Here is a 21577-nt window from a genome sequence, read left to right as displayed (position 1 = left end):
CTCCTGTTGTTAACGGAACAATTATACGGTGAAGCGCAGCTGTTAATGAACCATTAAATGCCGTTACGTTTCATCGGGGCCCAGGGCGTAAACCGGATAACCGTGCTCCCGCCATTCCGTCAGCCGCTGTTGCTGCGAGGCGGTGGGCACTTCCCCGCACCAGACCAGCAGAGTCTGGCCGTCGAAGAATTCGGGCCGTAGCTGAGCCAGCGAATGCGCCAGCACCTCCACGCGCCAGCCCTGCTGGGTGGCGATCCAGGCTTCGAGCCACAGCCGCGTGGTATCGTGCACGTTCCAGCCAACAACCAGCGCGTCTTTTCCGCCCTTGTTTCGCGCCGAGGCCAGACAGACGGCGATATAATTGATCAGCACCCCGTCGAGCATACTCAGCAGCGCCTGCAGGGTAGAGTGCTGGCATTGCAGCCGTCGACGAAGCGGGATGAAAAGATGGTTGATTAAGGTTTGCGCCGGATAATCGCGGCCTTGCTCTTTGATCCACGCGCGCAGACGTTGAACGTTGCCCGCCTGCAGAAGCCGGAGCAGGGTTTCCTGCTGTTCGCGCCAGCGGTGTTGGGTACCGGGATCGTCATGGCAGAGCAGCGACTTTACCTTGCTCACCTGCACACCGTTATCTATCCAGCTTTTGATCTCGCGGATCCGATCGATGTCGGCATCATTGAAAAGGCGGTGACCGCCGTCCGTGCGCTGCGGTTTGAGTAAACCATACCGTCGCTGCCAAGCCCGTAGCGTGACGGGATTGATATCACAAAGGAGTGCCACTTCACCGATCGTGTAAAGCGCCATATTCGCCCCCTGGCTAACGCGTCCCCAGCTTAACTGTAGACCCAGTTTGTCGAACCAGGAAGAATTGCCTTTTTTTTGTACAAATAATGCGAAGCAGCCGTTATGTTCGGCAAAAGATGTGATGACGGACACGATTTACCGCTTTTTTGGACTGCTTCAAAGAAACTTCGGCGCCTTCAGTGTATGTTACGCGTTTTCAGAAGGTGCGGTTCCTGAGTATGTACGAGTTTAATCTGGTGCTGCTGTTGCTTCAGCAGATGTGCGTGTTTCTTGTCATCGCCTGGTTGATGAGTAAGACGCGTCTGTTTATCCCGCTGATGCAAGTCACCGTCCGCCTGCCGCACAAGCTCCTCTGTTATGTGACCTTCTCTATTTTCTGCATCATGGGGACCTATTTTGGCCTCCATATTGAAGACTCGATTGCCAATACGCGCGCCATCGGCGCGGTGATGGGCGGGCTGCTCGGCGGCCCGGTTGTGGGTGGCCTTGTCGGTTTAACCGGTGGGCTGCACCGCTATTCCATGGGCGGGATGACGGCGCTGAGCTGCATGATCTCGACCATCGTGGAAGGGCTGCTTGGTGGCCTGGTGCACAGCTACATGATCAAACGTGGCCGCCCGGATAAAGTCTTCAGCCCGCTTACCGCTGGCGCGATCACCTTTGTGGCCGAAATGGCGCAAATGGCGATCATTCTGCTTATCGCCCGACCTTTTGAGGACGCACTGCATCTGGTGAACAGTATTGCCGCCCCGATGATGGTCACCAACACCGTGGGCGCGGCGCTGTTTATGCGCATTCTGCTCGACAAGCGCGCCATGTTTGAGAAATACACCTCGGCGTTCTCTGCCACGGCACTGAAAGTCGCCGCTTCAACCGAGGGGATCCTGCGTCAGGGCTTTAACGAAGAAAACAGCATGAAGGTGGCGCAGGTGCTCTATCAGGAGCTGGATATTGGTGCCGTTGCGATTACCGATCGTGAAAAGCTGCTGGCCTTTACCGGTACCGGCGACGATCACCACCTTCCTGGCAGACCGATTTCGTCCGCGTATACGCTTCGTGCGATAGAGACCGGTGAGGTAGTCTATGCCGACGGTAACGAAGTGCCTTACCGCTGTTCGCTGCATCCGCAGTGTAAGCTCGGCTCTACGCTGGTCATTCCGCTGCGGGGGGAAAACCAGCGGGTGATGGGAACCATTAAGCTCTACGAAGCGAAGAACCGCTTGTTCAGCTCGATCAACCGGACGTTGGGGGAGGGGATTGCGCAGCTGCTTTCCGCGCAGATCCTGGCGGGGCAATATGAGCGGCAAAAAGCCCTGTTAACGCAGTCGGAGATTAAGCTCCTGCACGCTCAGGTGAACCCGCATTTCCTGTTTAATGCCCTCAACACCCTGAAAGCGGTGATCCGCCGCGACAGCGATCAGGCCGCGCAGCTGGTGCAGTTTCTGTCGACGTTTTTTCGCAAGAACCTGAAACGGCCGTCTGAGATTGTGACCCTGGCCGATGAGATTGAACATGTTAACGCCTATCTGCAGATTGAGCAGGCGCGCTTCCAGTCTCGTCTGCAGGTGTCGTTATCCGTGCCGGATGAGCTGGCGTATCAGCATCTCCCGGCCTTTACGCTGCAGCCTATTGTGGAAAATGCCATTAAACACGGGACATCGCAGCTTCTGGGCACCGGGGAGATCACTATTTCTGCCAGCCGTTTTAATCATCATCTGGTGCTGAATATTGAAGACAATGCCGGGCTTTACGTCCCGTCCTCTTCCGGCGGGCTGGGGATGAGCCTGGTGGATAAACGCCTGCGCGCTCACTTTGGGGATGGATGTGGCATCACCGTGGCCTGTGAGCCGGACCGATTTACCCGTATTACGTTACGATTGCCGCTGGAGGAGACCGCATGTTAAGAGTGCTGATAGTCGATGATGAACCGTTGGCACGGGAAAACCTGCGCGTGCTGTTGCAGGAGCAGAGTGACATTGAGATTGTGGGAGAGTGCGCCAATGCCATTGAAGCCATTGGTGCTGTACATAAACTGCGTCCGGATGTGCTGTTCCTCGACATCCAGATGCCCCGTATCAGCGGGCTGGAGATGGTCGGCATGCTTGACCCGGAGCATCGCCCGTATATCGTGTTTCTGACGGCGTTTGACGAATATGCCGTGAAGGCCTTTGAAGAACACGCGTTCGATTACCTGCTGAAGCCGATTGAAGAGAAGCGGCTCGAAAAGACCCTGACGCGTTTACGCCAGGAACGTACGGTACAGGACGTCACGCTGCTGCCGGAAAACCAGCAGCCGCTGAAGTTTATCCCGTGTACCGGGCATAGCCGGATTTACCTGCTGCAAATGGATGATGTGGCATTTGTTAGCAGCCGCCTGAGTGGGGTGTTTGTCACCAGCGCCGAGGGCAATGAAGGCTTCACCGAGCTGACGCTGCGCACGCTGGAAAGCCGCACGCCGCTTGTCCGCTGCCATCGGCAGTATCTGGTTAACATGGCGCACCTGAAAGAGATCCGTCTGGAAGATAACGGTCAGGCAGAGCTGGTACTGCGGGCCGGTCAAACGGTACCCGTCAGTCGTCGCTACCTGAAAAGTTTGAAAGAGGCGATTGGGCTGTAAAACTGGTACACTGCGCGCCATTGCATCATCGACAGTTAAAGGCACTCATGCTTAGTAATGATATTCTTCGTAGCCTGCGCTACACCCTGAAAGCAAACAACAACGACATGGTGCGCATTCTTGCGCTGTCTGCCATGGAATCCACCTCTGCTGGTTTTGACACCTGGATGACCAAAGAGGACGAAGAGGGGTTTGTTCGCTGCCCTGACATTATCCTGTCAGGCTTCCTGAACGGCCTGATCTACGATAAGCGTGGCAAAGATGATTCTGCACCTGAACTGGCGCTGGAGCGTCGGGTGGACAACAACACGGTGCTGAAAAAGCTGCGTATCGCGTTCTCGCTGAAAACGGATGATATTGTGGCGATCATGACGGAGCAAAAATACCGCGTATCCGTGCCGGAAGTGACCGCCATGATGCGTGCGCCGGGCCACAAAAATTACCGCGAGTGCGGCGACCAGTTTCTGCGTAACTTCCTGCGTGGGCTGACCCACCGGGTGCATAATACGAAGGCGTGATTGCGGAATGGGTGCGGCCTGATGCCCTCATCCCGGCCCTCTCCCTGTGCGAGAGGGAGAACAAAAAAAGCCGGAGATAATCTCCGGCTTTTTTTGTTATTTCACCTGCTGACCCGGCTTCGCGCCTTCGTCAGGGCTTAACAGGAAGATATCTTTCCCGCCAGGGCCTGCGGCCATCACCATCCCCTCAGAGATGCCGAAGCGCATTTTACGCGGTGCCAGGTTCGCGACCATGACGGTCTGACGGCCAATCAGTACCTGCGGATCAGGATAGGCAGAACGGATGCCGGAGAAGACGTTACGCTTCTCACCACCCAGATCCAGCGTCAGGCGCAGCAGCTTGTCAGAGCCTTCCACGAATTCCGCGTTTTCAATCAGCGCCACGCGCAGGTCAACTTTAGCGAAATCGTCAAAGGTGATGGTCTCCTGAATCGGATCGTCTGCCAGCGGGCCGGTCACCGGTGCGGCAGCTGCTTTCACCTCTTCTTTCGAGGCTTCCACCAAAGCTTCAACCTGCTTCATTTCGATGCGATTGTAGAGCGCCTTGAAGGTATTCACCTTGTGGCCAAGCAGCGGTTGCTGGATTGCATCCCAGCTCAGTTCGGTGTTCAGGAACGCTTCTGCACGCGCTGCCAGCTGCGGCAGTACAGGCTTCAGCCAGGTCATCAGCACGCGGAACATGTTCAGACCCATGGTGCAGATCGCCTGCAGGTCAGCGTCGCGGCCTTCCTGTTTCGCGACAACCCACGGGGCCTGCTCGTCCACATAGCGGTTGGCAACATCGGCCAGCGCCATGATTTCACGAATTGCTTTACCGAATTCACGGCTTTCCCAGGCTTCGCCAACCGCAGCGGCGGCATCGGTGAAGGTTTTATACAGCTCAGGATCGGCCAGCTCGGCAGAAAGCACGCCGTCAAAACGCTTGGCGATAAAGCCCGCGTTTCGGGACGCCAGGTTCACCACCTTGTTCACGATGTCCGCGTTCACGCGCTGCACGAAATCTTCCAGGTTCAGGTCGATATCGTCGATGCGGGAAGAGAGCTTCGCCGCGTAATAATAACGCAGGCTGTCCGCATCAAAGTGGTTCAGCCAGGTGCTGGCTTTGATGAACGTCCCACGCGATTTGGACATCTTCGCGCCGTTCACCGTCACGTAGCCGTGAACAAACAGGTTGGTTGGCTTGCGGAAGTTGCTGCCTTCCAGCATTGCCGGCCAGAACAGGCTGTGGAAGTAAACGATGTCTTTGCCGATGAAGTGATACAGCTCGGCGGTGGAATCTTTCTTCCAGTATTCGTCGAAGCTGACGGTGTCGCCACGCTTGTCGCACAGGTTCTTGAAGGAGCCCATGTAGCCGATTGGCGCGTCCAGCCAGACGTAGAAATATTTGCCCGGTGCATTTGGAATTTCGAAACCAAAGTAGGGCGCATCGCGGGAGATATCCCACTGCTGCAGGCCGGATTCGAACCACTCCTGCATTTTGTTCGCTACCTGCTCCTGCAGCGCGCCGCTGCGGGTCCACGCCTGCAGCATTTCGCTAAAGGATGGCAGGTCGAAGAAGAAGTGCTCGGAGTCACGCATCACAGGCGTGGCGCCGGAGACCACCGATTTCGGGTCGATCAGCTCTGTCGGGCTATAGGTAGCGCCGCACACTTCGCAGTTATCGCCGTACTGATCCGGTGATTTACATTTCGGGCAGGTGCCTTTGACGAAACGGTCCGGCAGGAACATGCCTTTTTCCGGATCGTACAGCTGAGAAATAGTGCGGTTTTTAATAAAACCGTTCTCTTTCAGACGGGTGTAGATAAGCGTTGACAGCTCGCGGTTCTCCTCGCTGTGCGTGGAGTGGTAGTTGTCATAGCTGATGTCAAAGCCAGCAAAATCGGTCTGATGCTCCTGACTCATTTCGGCAATCATCTGCTCCGGGGAAACACCCAGCTGCTGGGCTTTCAGCATGATCGGCGTGCCGTGGGCATCGTCCGCGCAGATGAAGTTAACCTCGTGGCCGCGCATTCGCTGGTAACGGACCCAGACATCAGCCTGGATATGCTCCAGCATGTGGCCGAGGTGGATTGAGCCGTTGGCGTACGGCAGTGCGCACGTTACCAGAATTTTTTTCGCGACTTGAGTCATAGTAGGCATTACTTCTTTTAACTGTGAAAAGGGTTTTTGATATTACCAAAAGGGGCATTATTAAGTAAGCACAAACCACGGCCTTTCAGGTAAACTTGTTCATCTAAGGTCTTATTCACAAGAACAAAGGAGTCGGGATGAGTTCGCAATCCCAGGCCAAATCACCGGAAGCCTTACGAGCAATGGTCGCCGGGACGCTGGCTAACTTTCAGCATCCAACCCTGAAGCACAATCTCACTACGCTGAAAGCGTTGCACCATGTCGCATGGCTGGACGATACGCTGCACATTGAGCTGCAGATGCCGTTCGTCTGGACCAGCGCCTTCGACGCGCTGAAAGAGCAAACCAGCTCGGAGCTGCTGCGCATTACCGGTGCAAAAGCGATTGACTGGAAGCTGAGCCACAGTATCGCCACCCTCAAGCGGGTGAAAAACCAGCCCGGCGTTAACGGTGTGAAAAACATCATCGCCGTCAGCTCCGGCAAGGGCGGGGTGGGGAAATCGTCTACCGCCGTCAACCTGGCGCTCGCGCTGGCGGCCGAAGGGGCGAAGGTCGGTATTCTGGATGCGGATATCTACGGGCCGTCAATTCCCAACATGCTGGGCGCAGAAAACCAGCGTCCAACCTCGCCAGATGGAACCCACATGGCGCCAATCATGGCGCACGGTCTGGCAACGAATTCCATCGGTTATCTGGTGACTGATGACAATGCGATGGTCTGGCGTGGTCCAATGGCCAGCAAAGCGCTGATGCAGATGCTGCAAGAGACCTTGTGGCCGGATCTGGATTATCTGGTGCTGGATATGCCGCCGGGTACCGGTGATATCCAGCTGACGCTGGCGCAGAACATCCCCGTCACCGGGGCAGTTGTCGTCACTACGCCGCAGGATATCGCGCTGATCGACGCCAAAAAAGGCATCGTGATGTTTGAGAAAGTCGAGGTGCCTGTGCTCGGTATAGTCGAGAACATGAGCATGCACATCTGCAGCAACTGTGGTCATCACGAGCCTATCTTCGGCACCGGCGGTGCAGAAAAACTGGCGGCGCAGTATCACACCCAGTTGCTGGGACAGATGCCGCTGCACATCACGCTGCGTGAAGATCTGGATAGCGGGAAACCGACGGTCATCAACCGCCCGGACAGTGAGTTTGCGGAGTTGTACCGTCAGCTGGCGGGGCGCGTTGCGGCGCAGCTTTACTGGCAGGGTGAAGTCATTCCTGGCGAAATCGCCTTCCGCGCGGTGTAATTCTTCTGCGCTTGAGTGCCGGGTGGCGCTTCGCTTACCCGGCCTACAAATGGCACCATCATGTAGGTCGGGTAAGGCGAAGCCGCCACCCGACATTAACGCAATCGGTAATGCATCAGATAGTACTCTCCCTCCGGAGAATCCCCCGTTGCCTCGATGTGCCAGCCATGACGCTGATAAAACGCGATAGCCCGTTCGTTTCTCACCAGGCACTTTAACGCCCCCGTACTGGTAAACGTTTTTTGTACCTGTTCCAGCAGCAAACGGCCTACGCCCAGGCTCTGATACTGCGGATCAACGAACAGATTGTGCAGAAAGTTATCATTCGTCCAGACTGACGCAAAGCCCACACGATGGCCGTTCTGTACAGCAACCCAAATCACTTCGTCTCGGGTTGCCTCGTCAAAATCTTCGAGTTGCCATTCTGCACCGTTCAGCCACGGCCACGCCTCGCGGCGGGCATGCAGGTAAAGGGTGCGCAGGAAAGGACGATCGCTCTCCTGCCACGGCCGAATATGGACGGTATCAGCGATGATAGAAGATATCTCCGTTGTAGGCTTTATAGATCTTACCGTCGGCATCGCCGATCAGGACATAGTTCTCGCCCATATAGGTCCAGTGCGTACCCGCATCCGGCGCCGGGAGGTTACGCAGTTGATACTGTTTGATGGTGTATTCAGGGGTTTGATACAGCGCCGGAGCCGTGTCGCCAATTTTGAACTTCGTGAAATCAGCAATGAACTCTTGTTCTTCATAAGCTTTGATGCCGCCAGATGCTGACGCCGTTTGCGGGGCTGCCGAAGCCGCGCTCGCAAGAGACATTACTACACCCAGAAGCAGCCATGTACGCTTAGCCATTTTTTCTCCAGTTATACCGTTACTGATACGCTCAGCCTGCTGTGTTGACGATATGGCAGACAGCCTATTTTAAGTATCCCAGCAGAGCCTGTTAGAAAAAAAATGTAACAAAAGTGGACGGTTTTGTGTAGATCAAACGGTTAATACTATTTTGTTTATGAATATTATTTCCTAGGACTTATTCAGAACGGAAATATTTTTTTTAATTAATTCTGAAAATATAAGTTTACTCTAAATTTGTGACCTGAAATGCATGCATTTCATTTGAAGACGATTTAAACTTCTAAAAGCGGAGCGGTTTAATTCTCAATTCTACGTGGTTCCGGTCCTTCAGTTCATTCTACACATCATTCAGTGATGTGTGATTTTACGTAATTGCTTGAAAAACAGCATGTTGAAAAAGTAGGCGATTCTTCCGGAATGGCCTGTTATGCGTTTTTTGCGCTCATGAATGAAATATTAATTCTAATGAAAAACACAACCACATTATCTGTAATATTCTTAGCGATAAGTCAGTTGACGGGCTGCGTATTTTCTCCCGGGCAAACATTAAGCTCAGCGGGAAAAAACGTCATTACGTCGGGTGATGAAAATAATAATTTAGATAAGCGCGTGGATCTCTATCCTGTTACCCCTTCATTGATTGAGAAATTGCGCCCTGCCGTCACCAAATCTCAGTCTAATCCTAAGCTCGATGAGCAGGTCAGAAACTGGGAGTACCGCATTGGAACCGGTGATATTTTGACCGTAACCGTCTGGGATCACCCTGAACTGACAACACCGGCCGGACAGTATCGCAGTGCCAGTGACACCGGCAACTGGGTCAACGCCGACGGTACGCTCTTTTATCCCTATGTCGGCAAACTCCCGGTGGCGGGAAAAACGGTCTCTGAAGTCAGGGAAGAGATCGCCAAACGGCTGGATAGCGTGATCGAAAGCCCGCAGGTTGACGTCAGCGTGGCGGCCTTCCGCTCGCAAAAGGCCTATGTCACTGGCGAAGTCGTCAAATCTGGTCAGCAGGCAATCACCAATATTCCCCTGACGGTCATGGATGCCGTCAACGCGGCAGGCGGGCTTTCTGCCGATGCGGACTGGCGCAATGTGGTTCTCACTCACGAGGGGAAAGATTCGCGCCTTTCTCTGTATGCACTGATGCAGCACGGCGACCTGACGCAAAATAAGCTGCTCTATCCGGGCGATATCCTTTTTGTGCCTCGTAATGACGCCCTGAAAGTCTTCGTGATGGGGGAGGTGATTAAGCAGAGCACGCTCAAGATGGACAGGAGCGGAATGACCCTTGCTGAAGCGCTGAGCAATGCGGGCGGCCTGAATCAGGATATGGCCGATGCGACGGGCATTTTTGTCATTCGCTCCATTGCCAAAGGCAACGACGCGGGAAAAATTGCCAACATTTATCAGCTTAACGCGCAGGATGCCTCCGCAATGGTGTTGGGCACTGAATTCCAGCTTGAGCCGTACGACATTGTCTACGTCACCACGGCACCGCTGTCACGCTGGAATCGCGTCATTACGCAGCTCGTGCCGACCATCAGTGGCGTTCATGACCTGACCGAAACGGTCCGTTACATCAGATCGTGGCCGCAATAATGTTTGATTCTATCTTAGTGGTCTGCACCGGCAATATTTGTCGCTCGCCGATTGGCGAGCGGCTGTTGCGTCAGTTGCTACCGGGAAAACGGATAACCTCGGCAGGTATCTATGGGCTGGAGGGCAGCCCGGCGGATGTCAGCGCTCAGGACGTGGCCAGGCGGCATGGGATCTCACTTGAGGGACATCGCGCGCGCAAACTGACCCCGCAGATCATGCGGGAATCGGATCTGATTCTGGTGATGGAACCTGCCCATCTTCGCTTTATCTCTGACTTGGCCCCGGAAATTCGCGGCAAATCGCTGCTTTTTGGGCAATGGCTGGGGCCGCAGGACATCCCCGATCCCTATTGTAAAAGTCGTGAAGCGTTCGATTATGTTTTCGGTCTGCTGGGCAAAGCCAGTCAGGAATGGGCTCATCGTTTGAGTCAACAAGGAATGAAGCGTTAATGTCGTCTTACACAACAGACAGTTACGGTGCGGCAGCACCGGAGAACCATGAAATCGATCTCATTAGCCTGCTCGGCGAGGTGATCGATCACCGTGCAGTCATTTTATCGATAACTTTCCTGTTCACCCTGCTGGCGGGGCTGTATGCCTTTCTGGCCACGCCCGTTTATCGCGCAGATGCCTTAATCCAGGTAGAAGGAAAGCAGGATAACAGCCTGCTCAAAAATTTAAGGCAGTTTGGGAGTGAGATGTCTCCCGATGTCGAACCTGAAATTCTTCTGCTTAAATCGCGCATGATCCTGGGCGCAACCGTCGATGAATTAGGCCTAACACAGCACGTGACGCAGCGTACGTTCCCGGTAGTGGGACGTCTGTGGGCACGGTTGCAGGGCCGTAAACCGGCGACGGTTGCCCTTGGCTGGCTGCAACTTCCCCCTGTTGAAGGCAAACCTCGCACCCTTGTGCTCACTGTGCTGGAAAAAGGGGCATACCGGCTGGAGGGGGATAACTTTTATGCCGAGGGCAGGGAAGGGAAACCGCTGGAAAAAGCCGGCGTTTCACTGTTGGTGGTGAAAATGAATGCGCCAACGGGCACGCAATTCACGGTGCAAAACAGCACCCGTCTGGAAGCTATCAATACGCTCAGCACCCAATTTAGCGTCGTTGAATCGGCAAAGCAGAGTGGGGTGCTGACGCTCACGCTGACCGGAAACGATCCTGAGCGCATTGCGCATGTGCTTGACCGGATTGCCAACAACTATCTGCAGCAAAACATTGCGCGCCAGGAAGCACAGGATGCCCGCAGTCTTGCATTTTTGCAGAAGCAGTTGCCTAAAATCAGAAGCGAACTGGATCTGGCTGAAGAGCGGCTGAATCAGTATCGCAAACAGCGTGACTCGGTGGATCTCTCCCTGGAAGCGAAATCGGTTCTCGAGCAGATTGTGAATATCGAAAACCAGCTCAACGAGCTGACGTTTCGTGAGGCGGAGATTTCTCAGCTGTTCAAGAAAGATCACCCGAACTACCGCGCCTTGCGTGAAAAGCGTCAGACGCTTGAGCAGGAGAAGGTCCGCCTTAATCAGCGTGTCGCCGCCATGCCATCGACTCAGCAGGACATTTTGCGCCTTAGCCGGGATGTGGAGTCAGGCCGCACCATCTATTTGCAGCTCCTCACCCGTCAGCAGGAGCTGAACATTTCGCGCTCCAGCGCCATTGGTAACGTGCGAATTATCGACAGCGCGGTGACGCAACCCGATCCCATCAAACCGCGAAAGCTGGTGGTCATCGTCTTAGGCATCCTGTTGGGGCTGATATGCTCAATGGGGCTGGTCCTGGTCCGCATGGCGCTCAGACGCGGCATCAACACCTCCGAGCAACTGGAAGGGCTTGGCGTACAGGTGATGGCCACCTTGCCCCGTTCCCTGTGGCTGTGGAAAAAAACCAACCTGCGTAAAAAACGCGCATTTGGCTCACGCTGGAGACACAAGATTGTCGATGTCCCTTTCCTGCCGGTTGATCGGCCTGCGGATGTTTTTGTCGAAGCCGTGCGGGGGCTTCGCACCAGCCTGCATTTCACCTTGCAGGATGCCGCTAACCGGATCGTGATGATTTCAGGCCCAACGCAGGACTGCGGTAAAACCCTTGTCAGTACCTCGCTGGCCGCGATTGAGGCGCAGGCCGGGCTCAGGGTGTTATTCATTGATGCGGATATGCGCGAAGGCTATGTACACAACATCTTCGATCTGAAAAACCATTTCGGGCTTTCCGACGTGCTTGACGGGAAATGTCATTTCCAGGCGGCGATTCAGCGCTATGAGAAAGGCAACATTGATGTGCTGACCTGCGGGCCGGTTCCGTTACGCCCCTCTGAACTGCTGATGAGCGAACGCTTCAGGGCGTTAATGACCTGGGCAGACGAGCATTATGATCTTGTGATCCTCGATACCCCGCCGGTGCTGGCCGTAACGGACGCCTCAGTGGCTGCCCCGGTGGCCGCCACCTCGCTGCTGGTGGCCCGCTATGGTAAAACCAGCCTCAAAGAGATGGAGAACAGCATTAAGCGTTTGCAGCAAACGGGGGCGCATATCAACGGCACCGTGCTGAACGATGTAGTGAAATCGGCAGCGCTGTATTACCGTGCAGGCTATGGCCATTACGAGTATGGTCAACGCCCGACACGGCAACCGCGCAAGGATTAGTGCTTCACCAGCGTGGCAAAGTAATACACCAGCGGAATGGCGAGGATCCAAAGACCAACAGGGATTTCTCGCCATTTTCCTGCAATCGCTTTAATGACGATGTAAAACAGCAGCCCTCCCGCAATCCCTGTACCGAAGCTGTTGGCAATCAGCGTAATCATTACCATCATCAGCACCGGCAGCCCGTCGGTGAAGTTTGCCAGATCCACCTTACGCAGGCCGCTGAACATATTCAGGCCGATCAGGATCAGGGCAGGGGCGGTGGCTTCTTTTGGGATCATGAGCGCAACGGGCGTAAACAGCAGCATCAGCAGGAACATGACCGCAGCGGCCAGCGCCGTCATGCCGGTTTTACCCCCTGCTTCTGCGGCCGCTGAGGATTCAATCAGTGCCGTGGCGGCAGGAATACCCACCCACGGGCCAATCGCGGCGGCAATCGAGTCCACCATAAACGGGCGATTGATGTTTGCCATATTGCCCTCTTCATCCAGCAACCCGGCTTCACCTCCCACCGCCAGCGTGGTGCCCATGGTGGAGAAAAACTCCGATGCGAAAAAGACAAACAGAAACGGCAGGAAGGCAATATTCAGCGCGCCCAGCATGTCGATATGGCCCAGCACCGGCGTCAGTGAATGAGGCATGTCAATAAAGCTGGCAGGAAGGTGGGTCACCCCCATCGGAATGCCCACGAGGGTGGCAAACAAAATGGCCCACAAAATGGCGCCCGGAATGCGACGCGCCTGCAGGGCAATGGCGAGGAACAGGCCGCTGAGCGCCACCAGCGCGCCTGGCGAGAGAAAATCACCCAGCATCAGCGCGTTCGTTTTTGCGTTAGCCAGCACCAGCCCGGCATTGCGAAAGCCCAGTACGGCGACAAAAAGACCGATAGAGGCCGTCAGTCCCAGTTTGATGGACTGCGGTACGGAGCGGGTCACAACCTCTCGCAGGCCAAAACGGGTGAGCAGGAAGAACAAAATTCCCGACCAGCAGGCAATGCCCAGACCAATTTGCCAGCCGATGCCTTCACTGCCCGCCAGCGTTACCCCAACCAGCACCGAGCCACCAATGCCGGGCCCAACAATAAACGGCAGGTTGGCGTAAAACGCCATCAGCAGCGTACCGGCCACAAACACCAAAATGGTACCGGTGGTTGCCGCGCCTTTGTCCATCCCGCCCACGGCCAACAGCCCCGGGATGACCACCAGCAAATAGGCGGCGGCGAGAAAACCGGTGAGACCGGCCAGACACTCTGTGCGCACGGTACTGCCGCGCGTATGCAGTGCAAAACGACGTTCAAGCCAGTTCCCTGGTGCTGGCGAATTAACGGTATTGTCGGCCATTATCCGGCTCTCCTTCGGTATTATTGTGTGGTGTCCGGGGTTTCCCGGTAAGAAATCAGCGGATCGACAATCTGGCGCGTGCTGCCATCGGTCAGTCCAAGATCGGTTAAATGCGGCCCGGCGTTGCAGGCAAGGCATGTCCCTTCAATGGCTTTAAATACTCTGTATGGCGGCTCCCAGTCGGCAATCTGGCTGCTGCGTTCGCGCAGCTCACGGAACTGGCGCGCCAGTTCCGCAGGGGCGAGTTCTGACAACATCCCCGCAATGGGCATCGCCACATGGGCGATCACGTCCCCGTTCTGGACCAGCGCCATCCCGCCACCGCTTTGGATCAGCGTGTTGGCGGCCAGTGCCATGTCATCAGGATTGCGTCCCAGTACCACCAGGTTGTGTGAGTCATGGGAGTAGCTGGTGGCAATGGCCCCCCGCAGCTCTCCCCAGCCTTCCAGCAGGGCGATTTGCGGTTTTGCCGCATGGCGCGCGTGGCGGTGCTGAACCCAAATCAGGCTAAAACCAGCCGGTATCTCAACGCGTCCGTCACGTACCCGGGCGTCGGTTTCTCCCCAGCGGGTAAAACGTGCGCCGCTGATATGACGCAGGCGCGCCACACCGTGGTTTGCGTTGTCGATGCGCATGTAAAAATCACTGGCGGTCAGCGACGACAGGCGCACGGTATCCCGGGGCAGCGTCAGGGGCGTATCAACAATCGGCTCGATCATCGCTCCGTCACGGGCAATGCATTTTCCGGCGACGTACACCCGGCGAGCCGTCAGTTTATCCAGTGAATCGAACACCACCAGATCCGCACGACGACCCGCGGCAATCAGCCCGAGATCGTTACGCTGCAGGCGCAGGGAAGCATTCAGGGTGGCAAACCGCAGCGCGTCCGTCGCCGGAAGGCCATGTTCAATCAGCAGGTTGAGCAGGGCGATGATGCCGCCTTTTTCCATCAGGATGTCCGGTGGGACATCATCAGTGCAGACCGTGATTTGTGACGACAGATGCGGCAGCGTTTTCAGCGCGCTGACGATATCAGGCAGCAGATAAGGATGCGAGCCGCGGATCTCCAGCGTCAGCCCGGCGCGTAATTTTTCCAGCGCATCGTCGGCGGAGGTGAGTTCATGATCGGAGGTGATGCCGGCCGCCAGATACGCCTGTAAATCCGCGCCGCTCAGACCACGCGCGTGGCCTTCAATCAGCTTCCCACTTTCCAGCCCGGCCTGCAGGATCTCCAGCATACGCTGACTGCCATTCAGCACCCCGTGCATGTCCATCACTTCCGCCACGCCGCGCACTTCGGGCCAGCCAAGCAGGGTATTCATCTCTTCGCCCGCAAAGTCTGCGCCGGACATCTCCAGCCCCGGTGTGGAAGGAACGCTCGATGGCGCCGCGACCATTACCTGCAGTGGCAGGTTGCGGCTCGCCTCAATGGCAAAGCGGACGCCCTCAATCCCCAGCACGTTTGCCAGTTCGTGCGGATCCCAGAACACCGCGGTGGTGCCCTGCGCCAGTACGATCTCTGCGTAGCGGGCGGGCAGCAGGTGCGAGCTTTCAAGGTGAACATGCGTGTCCATTAGCCCCGGAGAGAGAAACTGGTTATTCAGGTCATGCGTCTCAAGCGCATCGTTGCGGCTGCCGCGCGGATGGACGCTGGCGATAAGCGAGCCGACGATGCCCACATCCGCGTCGCGGATCTCACCGGTTGCCATATCAACAACTCGGGTATGCGTAAGCAACAGGTCAAACGGCGTTTCGCCTCGTGCAGCCTTCACGGCGCGGCGTCGGGTTTCGGCAGTCATGCAATTAACAGTTCCAGCATTGAAATATTGACGTTACTCTATGCACCCGGCAAACGTTTGCCCAGCTGATAAAATTTATCGCCCGATAACCCCGGGTTATTCTGTGACGCGTGTAATGGATAATGATGACGGAACCCTGGCAGCGCTTGCCTGCGCTCTCCCTTCGGCAGCTACAGTATTTTGTCACTCTGGCGCAGCTGCGTCATTTTACGGATACCGCCAGTAAACTGGCCATCAGCCAGCCGGCACTCAGCAGCGCCCTGCGGCAAATCGAAACCGTGCTCGGCGGTAAACTGGTTAACCGTACCGCGTCGGCGGTCACGCTGACCGAGCTGGGGCACGCCATTCTGCCACACGCCCAGCGGGTGCTCAGTGTGGCGCAGCTGGCGTTTGATGATATGCAGCAGATTGTGCAGGCCGGCGGCGACGGTACGGTGCGGATCGGTCTGGTGCCTTCAGTCAGTTCACTGCTGTTTCCGCTGCTGCCGCAGACGCTGGCGCAGGCCTTTCCACGTCTGCGGGTGGAGTTTCACGACCAGACCAACGATGCGCTGGTGGCGCAACTGCTGAAAGGGCAGATTGATTTTGGCATCGGGGCGCTGGACAACTCGGTACCCGAACAGCTGGACGTGTTCCCGTTGCAGGAGGATCCGTTTGTGGCCGTGCTGCACTGCGACGATCCGCTCGCCGCGTCGGCACATGTTCCCTGGAAACAGCTGGTGGGCCGGGATATTGCCGTTTTCTCAAAAGGCAATATTCAGCGGCTGGTCAATGCGCTTGCCGAAAGCCACCGTCTGTCCCTGCAGACCCGTTATCAGGTGGACTATATCGAGACATTATACGGGCTGGTGCGCTCGAAGCTTGCCGTGGGGATATTGCCTCAGCTTTATACCACCCACCTGCAGGACCCGCAGCTTAAGGTGGTTCACCTTCAGCAACCGGCCCTGGCGCGCACGGTGGCGCTGATGCGTGCCCCGCAGGCGCTGCCTCCGCTCATTGAGTCCTGCTTTACCCTGATGGTTGATACCTTACGCACCAGGTAGGGCGACACTTCTTTACAGCGAAACGGCGCGCAGCTCGCTAAGATGACTTTCGTTAAATCACGAGGTCACAATGGAAAACCGCAAATTCAGCCAACTGCGCCGCTGGGCGCGGGAAGGGATCATACTCGTACTGCTGGCGCTGGCCGTGATGTGGGGTGTGGATCAGTACCGCAAGCCGACATTACCCGCCACGTTTAGCGCTACCCCAATGCAGGGCATTGATGGCTCAGTACATGACATTGCCGCACTCAGTCAGGATCGGCCGCTGCTGATTTACGTCTGGGCGACCTGGTGCAGCATCTGTCGCTATACCACGCCTGCGGTCAATAGGCTGGCGGAAGAGGGCGGGAACGTGGTGAGTATTGCCATGCGCTCTGGTGATGACGCTAAGCTTGCGCGCTGGGTCGAAAAGAAGCAGCTGAAAATGCCGGTGATTAATGACGAAAACGGTGCGCTGTCACAGCAATGGCAGGTTAGCGTAACGCCGACGCTGGTGCTGGTCTCTAAAGGCAATGTCGTCAGTACAACAACGGGCTGGACAAGCTACTGGGGATTGAAAGTCAGGATGTGGTGGGCAGGGTTATAAAAATAGCCCCTCTCCCGGTGGAAGAGGGGCTGTGTATTACTTCGCCAGAACTTCCTGCGCAGTACGCTCAACCAGAGACAGCAGGGTTTTGATATCCTCCAGCGTCACGGTTGGGTTCAGTAGCGTCAGCTTCAGACAGGTCACGCCGTTATGCTCGGTCACGCCGACGTTTGCACGGCCGGACTCCAGCAGCGCATCACCAATTTTCTGGTTCAGCAGGGCGATACCTGCATCATCTGCCTGCACCTCGCCACGGAAGCGGAACAGCACGCTTGCCAGCTGTGGCTGCATAACCAGTTCCAGTGCGGGCTGCTCTTTCACATAAGCTGCAACCTGCTGTGCCAGCGTCACGCCGTGATCGATAATCGCTGCGTATTGCTCCTGACCCAGCGCTTCCAGGCTCATCCACAGCTTCAGCGCGTCGAAACGGCGTGTGGTCTGCAGCGATTTGGAAACCAGGTTCGGCACGCCGGCTTCTTCGTCGAACTCAGAGTTCAGGTAAGCCGCCTGATAGCGCATCAGCTCATAGTGGCGCGCTTCCTTCAGCAGGAATGCGCCGCAGCTGATGGTCTGGAAGAACTGTTTGTGGAAGTCCAGAGTAACGGAATCCACCAGTTCAATGCCGTCCAGGTAGTGACGATACTGCTCAGACATCAGCAGTGCGCCGCCCCAGGCTGCATCAACGTGTACCCAGATGTTCTGTTTCGCCGCCAGTTCAGCAATGGCACGCAACGGGTCAATAGCACCGGCATCGGTGGTTCCGGCTGTCGCGACAATCGCCAGAATCTGTTCGCCGTTGGCGTTGCACTGCTCGATTTTCGCCGCCAGATCGGTCAGATCCATGCGAGAGAATTCGTCAGTTTTCACCTGCACGACGGACTGATAACCCAGACCCATGAGCGCCATGTTTTTCTGCACGGAGAAGTGCGCGTTTTCGGAGCACAGTACGCGGATCTTACGCAGATCGCCCGTCAGACCATCCTGCTGGACAGAGTGGCCCTGACGTGCGAAGAACGCATCACGTGCCAGCATCAGACCCATCAGGTTGCTCTGGGTGCCGCCGCTGGTGAAGACACCCGCGTCGCCAGCCTGATAACCCACGCGGGTACGCAGCCATTCGATCAGTTTGATCTCAATAATGGTTGCGGACGGGCTTTGATCCCAGGAGTCCATGCTCTGGTTAGTGGCGTTAATCAGCACTTCCGCCGCCTGGCTAACGACCAGGCTTGGGCAGTGCAGGTGCGCCACACACTGCGGGTGATGAACGGACAAACTGTCTTTCAGGAAGAACTCCACGGCGCGTTCAATCGCCGCTTCGTTGCCCAGCCCTTTCGGGTTGAAATCCAGCTTAATGCGGTCGCGCAGTTCCGCGACCGTTTTGCCCTGATACATCTCAGGCTGTTTCAGCCACTGCATCACAGCCTGAGTGCTTTGTTCAATCGCCTGCTGGTAAGCTTCAATGCTCTGCGCAGAGGAGAACAAAATTGGGTTTGAATCAGACATCGTAATCAACAACTCCGGTTACGCCGGGCGAACGCCCGCAGCAAGCAGTGCCTGCTCGAATTTATCCAGGAAGACTTTCAGCTCATCATCGCTGATCAGCAGAGAAGGCAGCAGGCGCAGAACGATACCATTACGACCACCGCGCTCCAGAATCAGGCCGGCTTCGAAGCACTTCTTCTGAATCAGTGCAGACAGCTCGCCATCACCCGGGAAGCAACCCATGTGGTCAGCGGCTTCGTGTGGTTTAACGATCTCAATACCGATCATCATGCCCAGACCGCGAACGTGGCCGATAACCGGATAGCGTTTCGCCATCTCGTTCAGCTGGCCTTTCAGCCATTCGCCCTGTGCAGCCACTTTGCCAGCGATGTTCTGGTCTTTCAGGATCTTCAGCGTCGTCAGACCGGTTGCCATCGCCAGCTGGTTGCCACGGAAGGTGCCGGTGTGGTGACCTGGTGCCCATGCATCGAACTGCTTTTTGATACCCAGCACAGCCAGTGGCAGACCGCCACCAACGGCTTTAGACATCACGATGATGTCTGGCTCAATGCCAGCGTGTTCGAACGCGAAGAATTTACCGGTACGGGCAAAGCCTGCCTGAACTTCGTCCAGGATCAGCAGAATGCCGTGTTCCTGAGTCACTTTACGGATGCGCTGCAGCCACTCAACCGGAGCCGGGTTCACGCCGCCTTCACCCTGAACGGCTTCCAGGATTACCGCAGCAGGTTTACGCACGCCGCTTTCAACGTCGTTGATCAGGTTTTCGAAGTAGTAGGTCAGCGCTTTCACGCCCGCTTCACCGCCGATACCCAGTGGGCAACGGTACTGGTGTGGGTAAGGCATGAACTGCACTTCTGGCATCATACCGTCTACCGCTTCTTTCGGAGACAGGTTACCGGTCACGGACAGTGCACCGTGAGTCATACCGTGGTAACCACCCGAGAAGCTGATGATACCGCTACGGCCGGTGACTTTTTTCGCCAGCTTCAGCGCCGCTTCCACGGCGTCAGCACCGGATGGACCGGTGAACTGCAGGCAGTACTCTTTGCCCTGACCAGGCAGCAGAGAGAGCAGGTATTCGGAAAACGCGTCTTTCAGAGGCGTAGTCAGATCCAGAGTATGTAACGGCAAGCCGCTGGTAATGACATTTTGGATGCTTTTCAGCACATCAGGGTGGTTATGGCCAAGCGCGAGGGTGCCTGCGCCTGCTAAACAGTCAAGGTATTCTTTATTATCTGCATCGGTGATCCACACGCCTTCTGCTTTAGTGATGGCTAAAGGCAGTTTGCGCGGATAACTCCTGACGTTAGATTCAAACTCGGCCTGACGGGCCAGATAGGTTTCGTTGCTTTTGTGGGCATCTACGGTGTCAATACGGACTTTATCCGTCATCATATCACTCCTACAACCGCCGCTTCGTTATGAGCCACGATTGAATAAAAAGTTAAAAAACAGATGGGGCCTGAAAAAAACGCCGCCAATATAGAGCCTTTTGCCACGGGGCTCAATGGTTAATTTGTTTACTGTTTTGTGACATGGGGCACAGGGGACGGAATATCCCCGTTTTGAGAAAGAAAATTATGCGTTATGGCAAATAAAAACAGCCGGTTACGTGCTAACTGCCCGGAGGGTAAAATCATAAAAAAGAGTGTGACAAATCGTGCCATTTTTCCCTGAAAGGGAGGTTGACCGCCTCCTTAGCCTGCTTATTACTGCGACAGGGCTAAAAAGCGGTGGTCATCATAGATGCGTAATGGAATTCCGCATTAAAAATGGACTTTCAACGCGCGTGGTTTCCCGATGGGTTTCACCGTTAATAATATGCAGAGCACTGAGGCGACCAATTTCATAATGCGGCAGTTGAACCGTTGAAAGAGGCGGAAGAAAGAGTTCTCCAATGCCCACCATATTGTCATAGCCGATAACCGCGATATCTTCAGGGATGCGAATTCCTTGCGCCAGCAGGGTCTGGTAAACCATCAATGCGATACGATCGTTGCCGCAGATAACCGAGTCGAATTGGGGAAGGCCATTCTGAATGTGCGCCTGCAGAACTGACGGAATGTCGCGATAGTGCTCGTCCCCAAACGCCATATAACTATGATCCAGACGGTCCGGGTCGAGCCCCGCTTCACGGCATGCACGTTCCAGCCCGTGACGGCGTCGGGTTGTGGCCAGATGATCTGCGGGTAAATGCAGGCACAGGGGCTGTCGATAGCCTGCGGCGAGTAACGCCTGTACGGCGGCGTACTGCCCCTGTTCATCATCAGGAATATAGCTGGCGACCTTTTCATCGATACTTTCGCAGTTGGCCAGCACGCAGGGGAGGGTAAGGAGCTTGGCCGGGAGAGGAACCTGACGTAATCCCATTGTGGTGTAAATAATGCCGTCCGGGCGGTGAGAGAGCAGCAGATCGACGATTGCCTCCGGGTTGTCATCGGTAAACATATTCATGACGAAACTGTTCCAGCCGTGCATCCGGGCCGTCTCTTCAATGGACAGCGTAATCTCCACCGAGAAAGGTGTCGTCACCGTATCGAGTGCCAGCACGCCTATGGTTTTTGGCGAGGCATGCGCGCCGCGTACTTTCTTGGCGGAAAGATCGGGTACGTAGCTGGTCTGCTCAATAGCCTGCTGTACGCGTGCCAACGTTTCCGGTTTAAGGCGCTCCGGGTTGTTAAGCGCACGTGAGACGGTCATCAGCGATACGTTAGCCAGCTTTGCGACGTCCTTCAGGGAAGCCATTTTCTTACTCCGTTAATGTCACGTGTTAAAGAGTATACAACTAAGTTACTGATGTAAAAGGAAAGTGGGTGTGTGAGTGGAGCCAGACAAATATCAATGATGAATAGGTGATCGCGATCTCACTTCTGTAAT

At 55.7% G+C, this 21577-nt stretch carries 18 protein-coding genes; 9 read left to right on the top strand and 9 right to left on the bottom strand.

Annotated elements, in window-relative coordinates:
- Positions 1 to 63: 63 nt before the first annotated feature.
- Positions 64 to 804, bottom strand: coding sequence for an HTH-type transcriptional regulator MlrA (mlrA, locus tag ACQG19_RS16740; RefSeq protein ID WP_095428161.1), 741 nt, complete (start codon positions 802 to 804; stop codon positions 64 to 66).
- A 218-nt stretch (positions 805 to 1022) separates the two neighbouring features.
- Between mlrA and ACQG19_RS16735 the strand changes: the two genes are divergently transcribed.
- The 3 genes from ACQG19_RS16735 to ACQG19_RS16725 are packed head-to-tail and all read left to right on the top strand — an operon-like array spanning position 1023 to position 3939.
- Positions 1023 to 2708, top strand: coding sequence for a sensor histidine kinase (locus ACQG19_RS16735; protein WP_045903350.1), 1686 nt, complete (start codon positions 1023 to 1025; stop codon positions 2706 to 2708).
- Positions 2702 to 3421: a two-component system response regulator BtsR gene (btsR, locus tag ACQG19_RS16730; protein ID WP_014832665.1), complete on the top strand. Its 720-nt coding sequence runs from the start codon at positions 2702 to 2704 to the stop codon at positions 3419 to 3421. Before ACQG19_RS16735 ends, btsR begins: the two co-directional genes overlap by 7 nt.
- A 47-nt stretch (positions 3422 to 3468) precedes the next feature.
- Complete coding sequence (locus ACQG19_RS16725) at positions 3469 to 3939, top strand: DUF1456 family protein (RefSeq protein WP_020690148.1); 471 nt, start codon at positions 3469 to 3471, stop codon at positions 3937 to 3939.
- 96 nt (positions 3940 to 4035) lie between these two features.
- On the opposite strand, the gene metG is transcribed toward ACQG19_RS16725, so the two are convergent.
- The gene (gene metG / locus ACQG19_RS16720; RefSeq protein ID WP_023619774.1) at positions 4036 to 6069 is read right to left on the bottom strand and encodes a methionine--tRNA ligase; all 2034 of its coding nucleotides are present in this window, start codon (positions 6067 to 6069) and stop codon (positions 4036 to 4038) included.
- A gap of 137 nt (positions 6070 to 6206) precedes the next feature.
- On the opposite strand from metG, the gene apbC reads away from it, so the two are divergent.
- Entirely contained in the window at positions 6207 to 7316 is a 1110-nt protein-coding gene (apbC, locus tag ACQG19_RS16715; protein ID WP_013097927.1) for an iron-sulfur cluster carrier protein ApbC, read from the top strand.
- A 95-nt stretch (positions 7317 to 7411) separates the two neighbouring features.
- Here the strand turns inward: apbC and ACQG19_RS16710 are convergent, their stop codons facing one another.
- Together ACQG19_RS16710 and ACQG19_RS16705 are read right to left on the bottom strand one after the other, a co-directional pair.
- On the bottom strand, positions 7412 to 7897 hold the full coding sequence (locus ACQG19_RS16710; protein WP_139936611.1) for a GNAT family N-acetyltransferase: 486 nt from the start codon (positions 7895 to 7897) through the stop codon (positions 7412 to 7414).
- Positions 7842 to 8174 carry an RcnB family protein gene (locus ACQG19_RS16705; RefSeq protein WP_013097925.1) on the bottom strand — a complete coding sequence of 111 codons (333 nt, stop codon included), beginning with the start codon at positions 8172 to 8174 and terminating at the stop codon, positions 7842 to 7844. Before ACQG19_RS16705 ends, ACQG19_RS16710 begins: the two co-directional genes overlap by 56 nt.
- A 468-nt stretch (positions 8175 to 8642) precedes the next feature.
- Here ACQG19_RS16705 and ACQG19_RS16700 point away from each other — a divergent pair, with 468 nt between their 5' ends.
- From ACQG19_RS16700 to etk, 3 genes are read left to right on the top strand one after another with little or no spacing between them, the layout of a single operon-like run.
- Complete coding sequence (locus tag ACQG19_RS16700) at positions 8643 to 9782, top strand: polysaccharide export protein (RefSeq protein WP_023622076.1); 1140 nt, start codon at positions 8643 to 8645, stop codon at positions 9780 to 9782.
- Positions 9782 to 10231 carry a protein-tyrosine-phosphatase gene (locus tag ACQG19_RS16695; RefSeq protein WP_048971022.1) on the top strand — a complete coding sequence of 150 codons (450 nt, stop codon included), beginning with the start codon at positions 9782 to 9784 and terminating at the stop codon, positions 10229 to 10231. The genes ACQG19_RS16700 and ACQG19_RS16695 overlap by 1 nt, the downstream gene beginning before the upstream one ends.
- Positions 10231 to 12429 carry a tyrosine-protein kinase gene (etk, locus tag ACQG19_RS16690; RefSeq protein ID WP_020690154.1) on the top strand — a complete coding sequence of 733 codons (2199 nt, stop codon included), beginning with the start codon at positions 10231 to 10233 and terminating at the stop codon, positions 12427 to 12429. The genes ACQG19_RS16695 and etk overlap by 1 nt, the downstream gene beginning before the upstream one ends.
- On the opposite strand, the gene ACQG19_RS16685 is transcribed toward etk, so the two are convergent.
- On the bottom strand, positions 12426 to 13769 hold the full coding sequence (locus ACQG19_RS16685; RefSeq protein WP_020690155.1) for an NCS2 family permease: 1344 nt from the start codon (positions 13767 to 13769) through the stop codon (positions 12426 to 12428). The genes etk and ACQG19_RS16685 overlap by 4 nt on opposite strands.
- 20 nt (positions 13770 to 13789) lie before the next feature.
- Positions 13790 to 15568, bottom strand: a complete 1779-nt coding sequence (locus ACQG19_RS16680; protein WP_407200815.1) for an adenine deaminase — start codon at positions 15566 to 15568, stop codon at positions 13790 to 13792.
- A gap of 122 nt (positions 15569 to 15690) precedes the next feature.
- On the opposite strand from ACQG19_RS16680, the gene ACQG19_RS16675 reads away from it, so the two are divergent.
- A complete protein-coding gene (locus ACQG19_RS16675) occupies positions 15691 to 16611 on the top strand; it encodes a LysR family transcriptional regulator (protein ID WP_162780648.1) in 921 nt (306 codons plus the stop codon).
- 70 nt (positions 16612 to 16681) lie between these two features.
- Positions 16682 to 17197: a protein disulfide oxidoreductase gene (locus ACQG19_RS16670; RefSeq protein WP_020690158.1), complete on the top strand. Its 516-nt coding sequence runs from the start codon at positions 16682 to 16684 to the stop codon at positions 17195 to 17197.
- Positions 17198 to 17233: 36 nt separating this feature from the next.
- On the opposite strand, the gene ACQG19_RS16665 is transcribed toward ACQG19_RS16670, so the two are convergent.
- The 3 genes from ACQG19_RS16665 to ACQG19_RS16655 all read right to left on the bottom strand — a co-directional run bounded on the left by ACQG19_RS16665 (position 17234) and on the right by ACQG19_RS16655 (position 21445).
- Entirely contained in the window at positions 17234 to 18700 is a 1467-nt protein-coding gene (locus tag ACQG19_RS16665; protein WP_013097917.1) for a pyridoxal phosphate-dependent decarboxylase family protein, read from the bottom strand.
- 18 nt (positions 18701 to 18718) lie between these two features.
- Positions 18719 to 20095, bottom strand: a complete 1377-nt coding sequence (locus ACQG19_RS16660) for a diaminobutyrate--2-oxoglutarate transaminase (RefSeq protein ID WP_013097916.1) — start codon at positions 20093 to 20095, stop codon at positions 18719 to 18721.
- 345 nt (positions 20096 to 20440) lie between these two features.
- Positions 20441 to 21445: a LacI family DNA-binding transcriptional regulator gene (locus ACQG19_RS16655; protein WP_040022477.1), complete on the bottom strand. Its 1005-nt coding sequence runs from the start codon at positions 21443 to 21445 to the stop codon at positions 20441 to 20443.
- Positions 21446 to 21577 lie beyond the last annotated feature (132 nt).

The sequence above is a fragment of the Enterobacter cloacae complex sp. 277I4 genome (assembly GCF_050031465.1).
Taxonomy (GTDB): domain Bacteria; phylum Pseudomonadota; class Gammaproteobacteria; order Enterobacterales; family Enterobacteriaceae; genus Enterobacter; species Enterobacter cloacae.
This window is presented reverse-complemented; position numbering and strand designations above follow the sequence as displayed.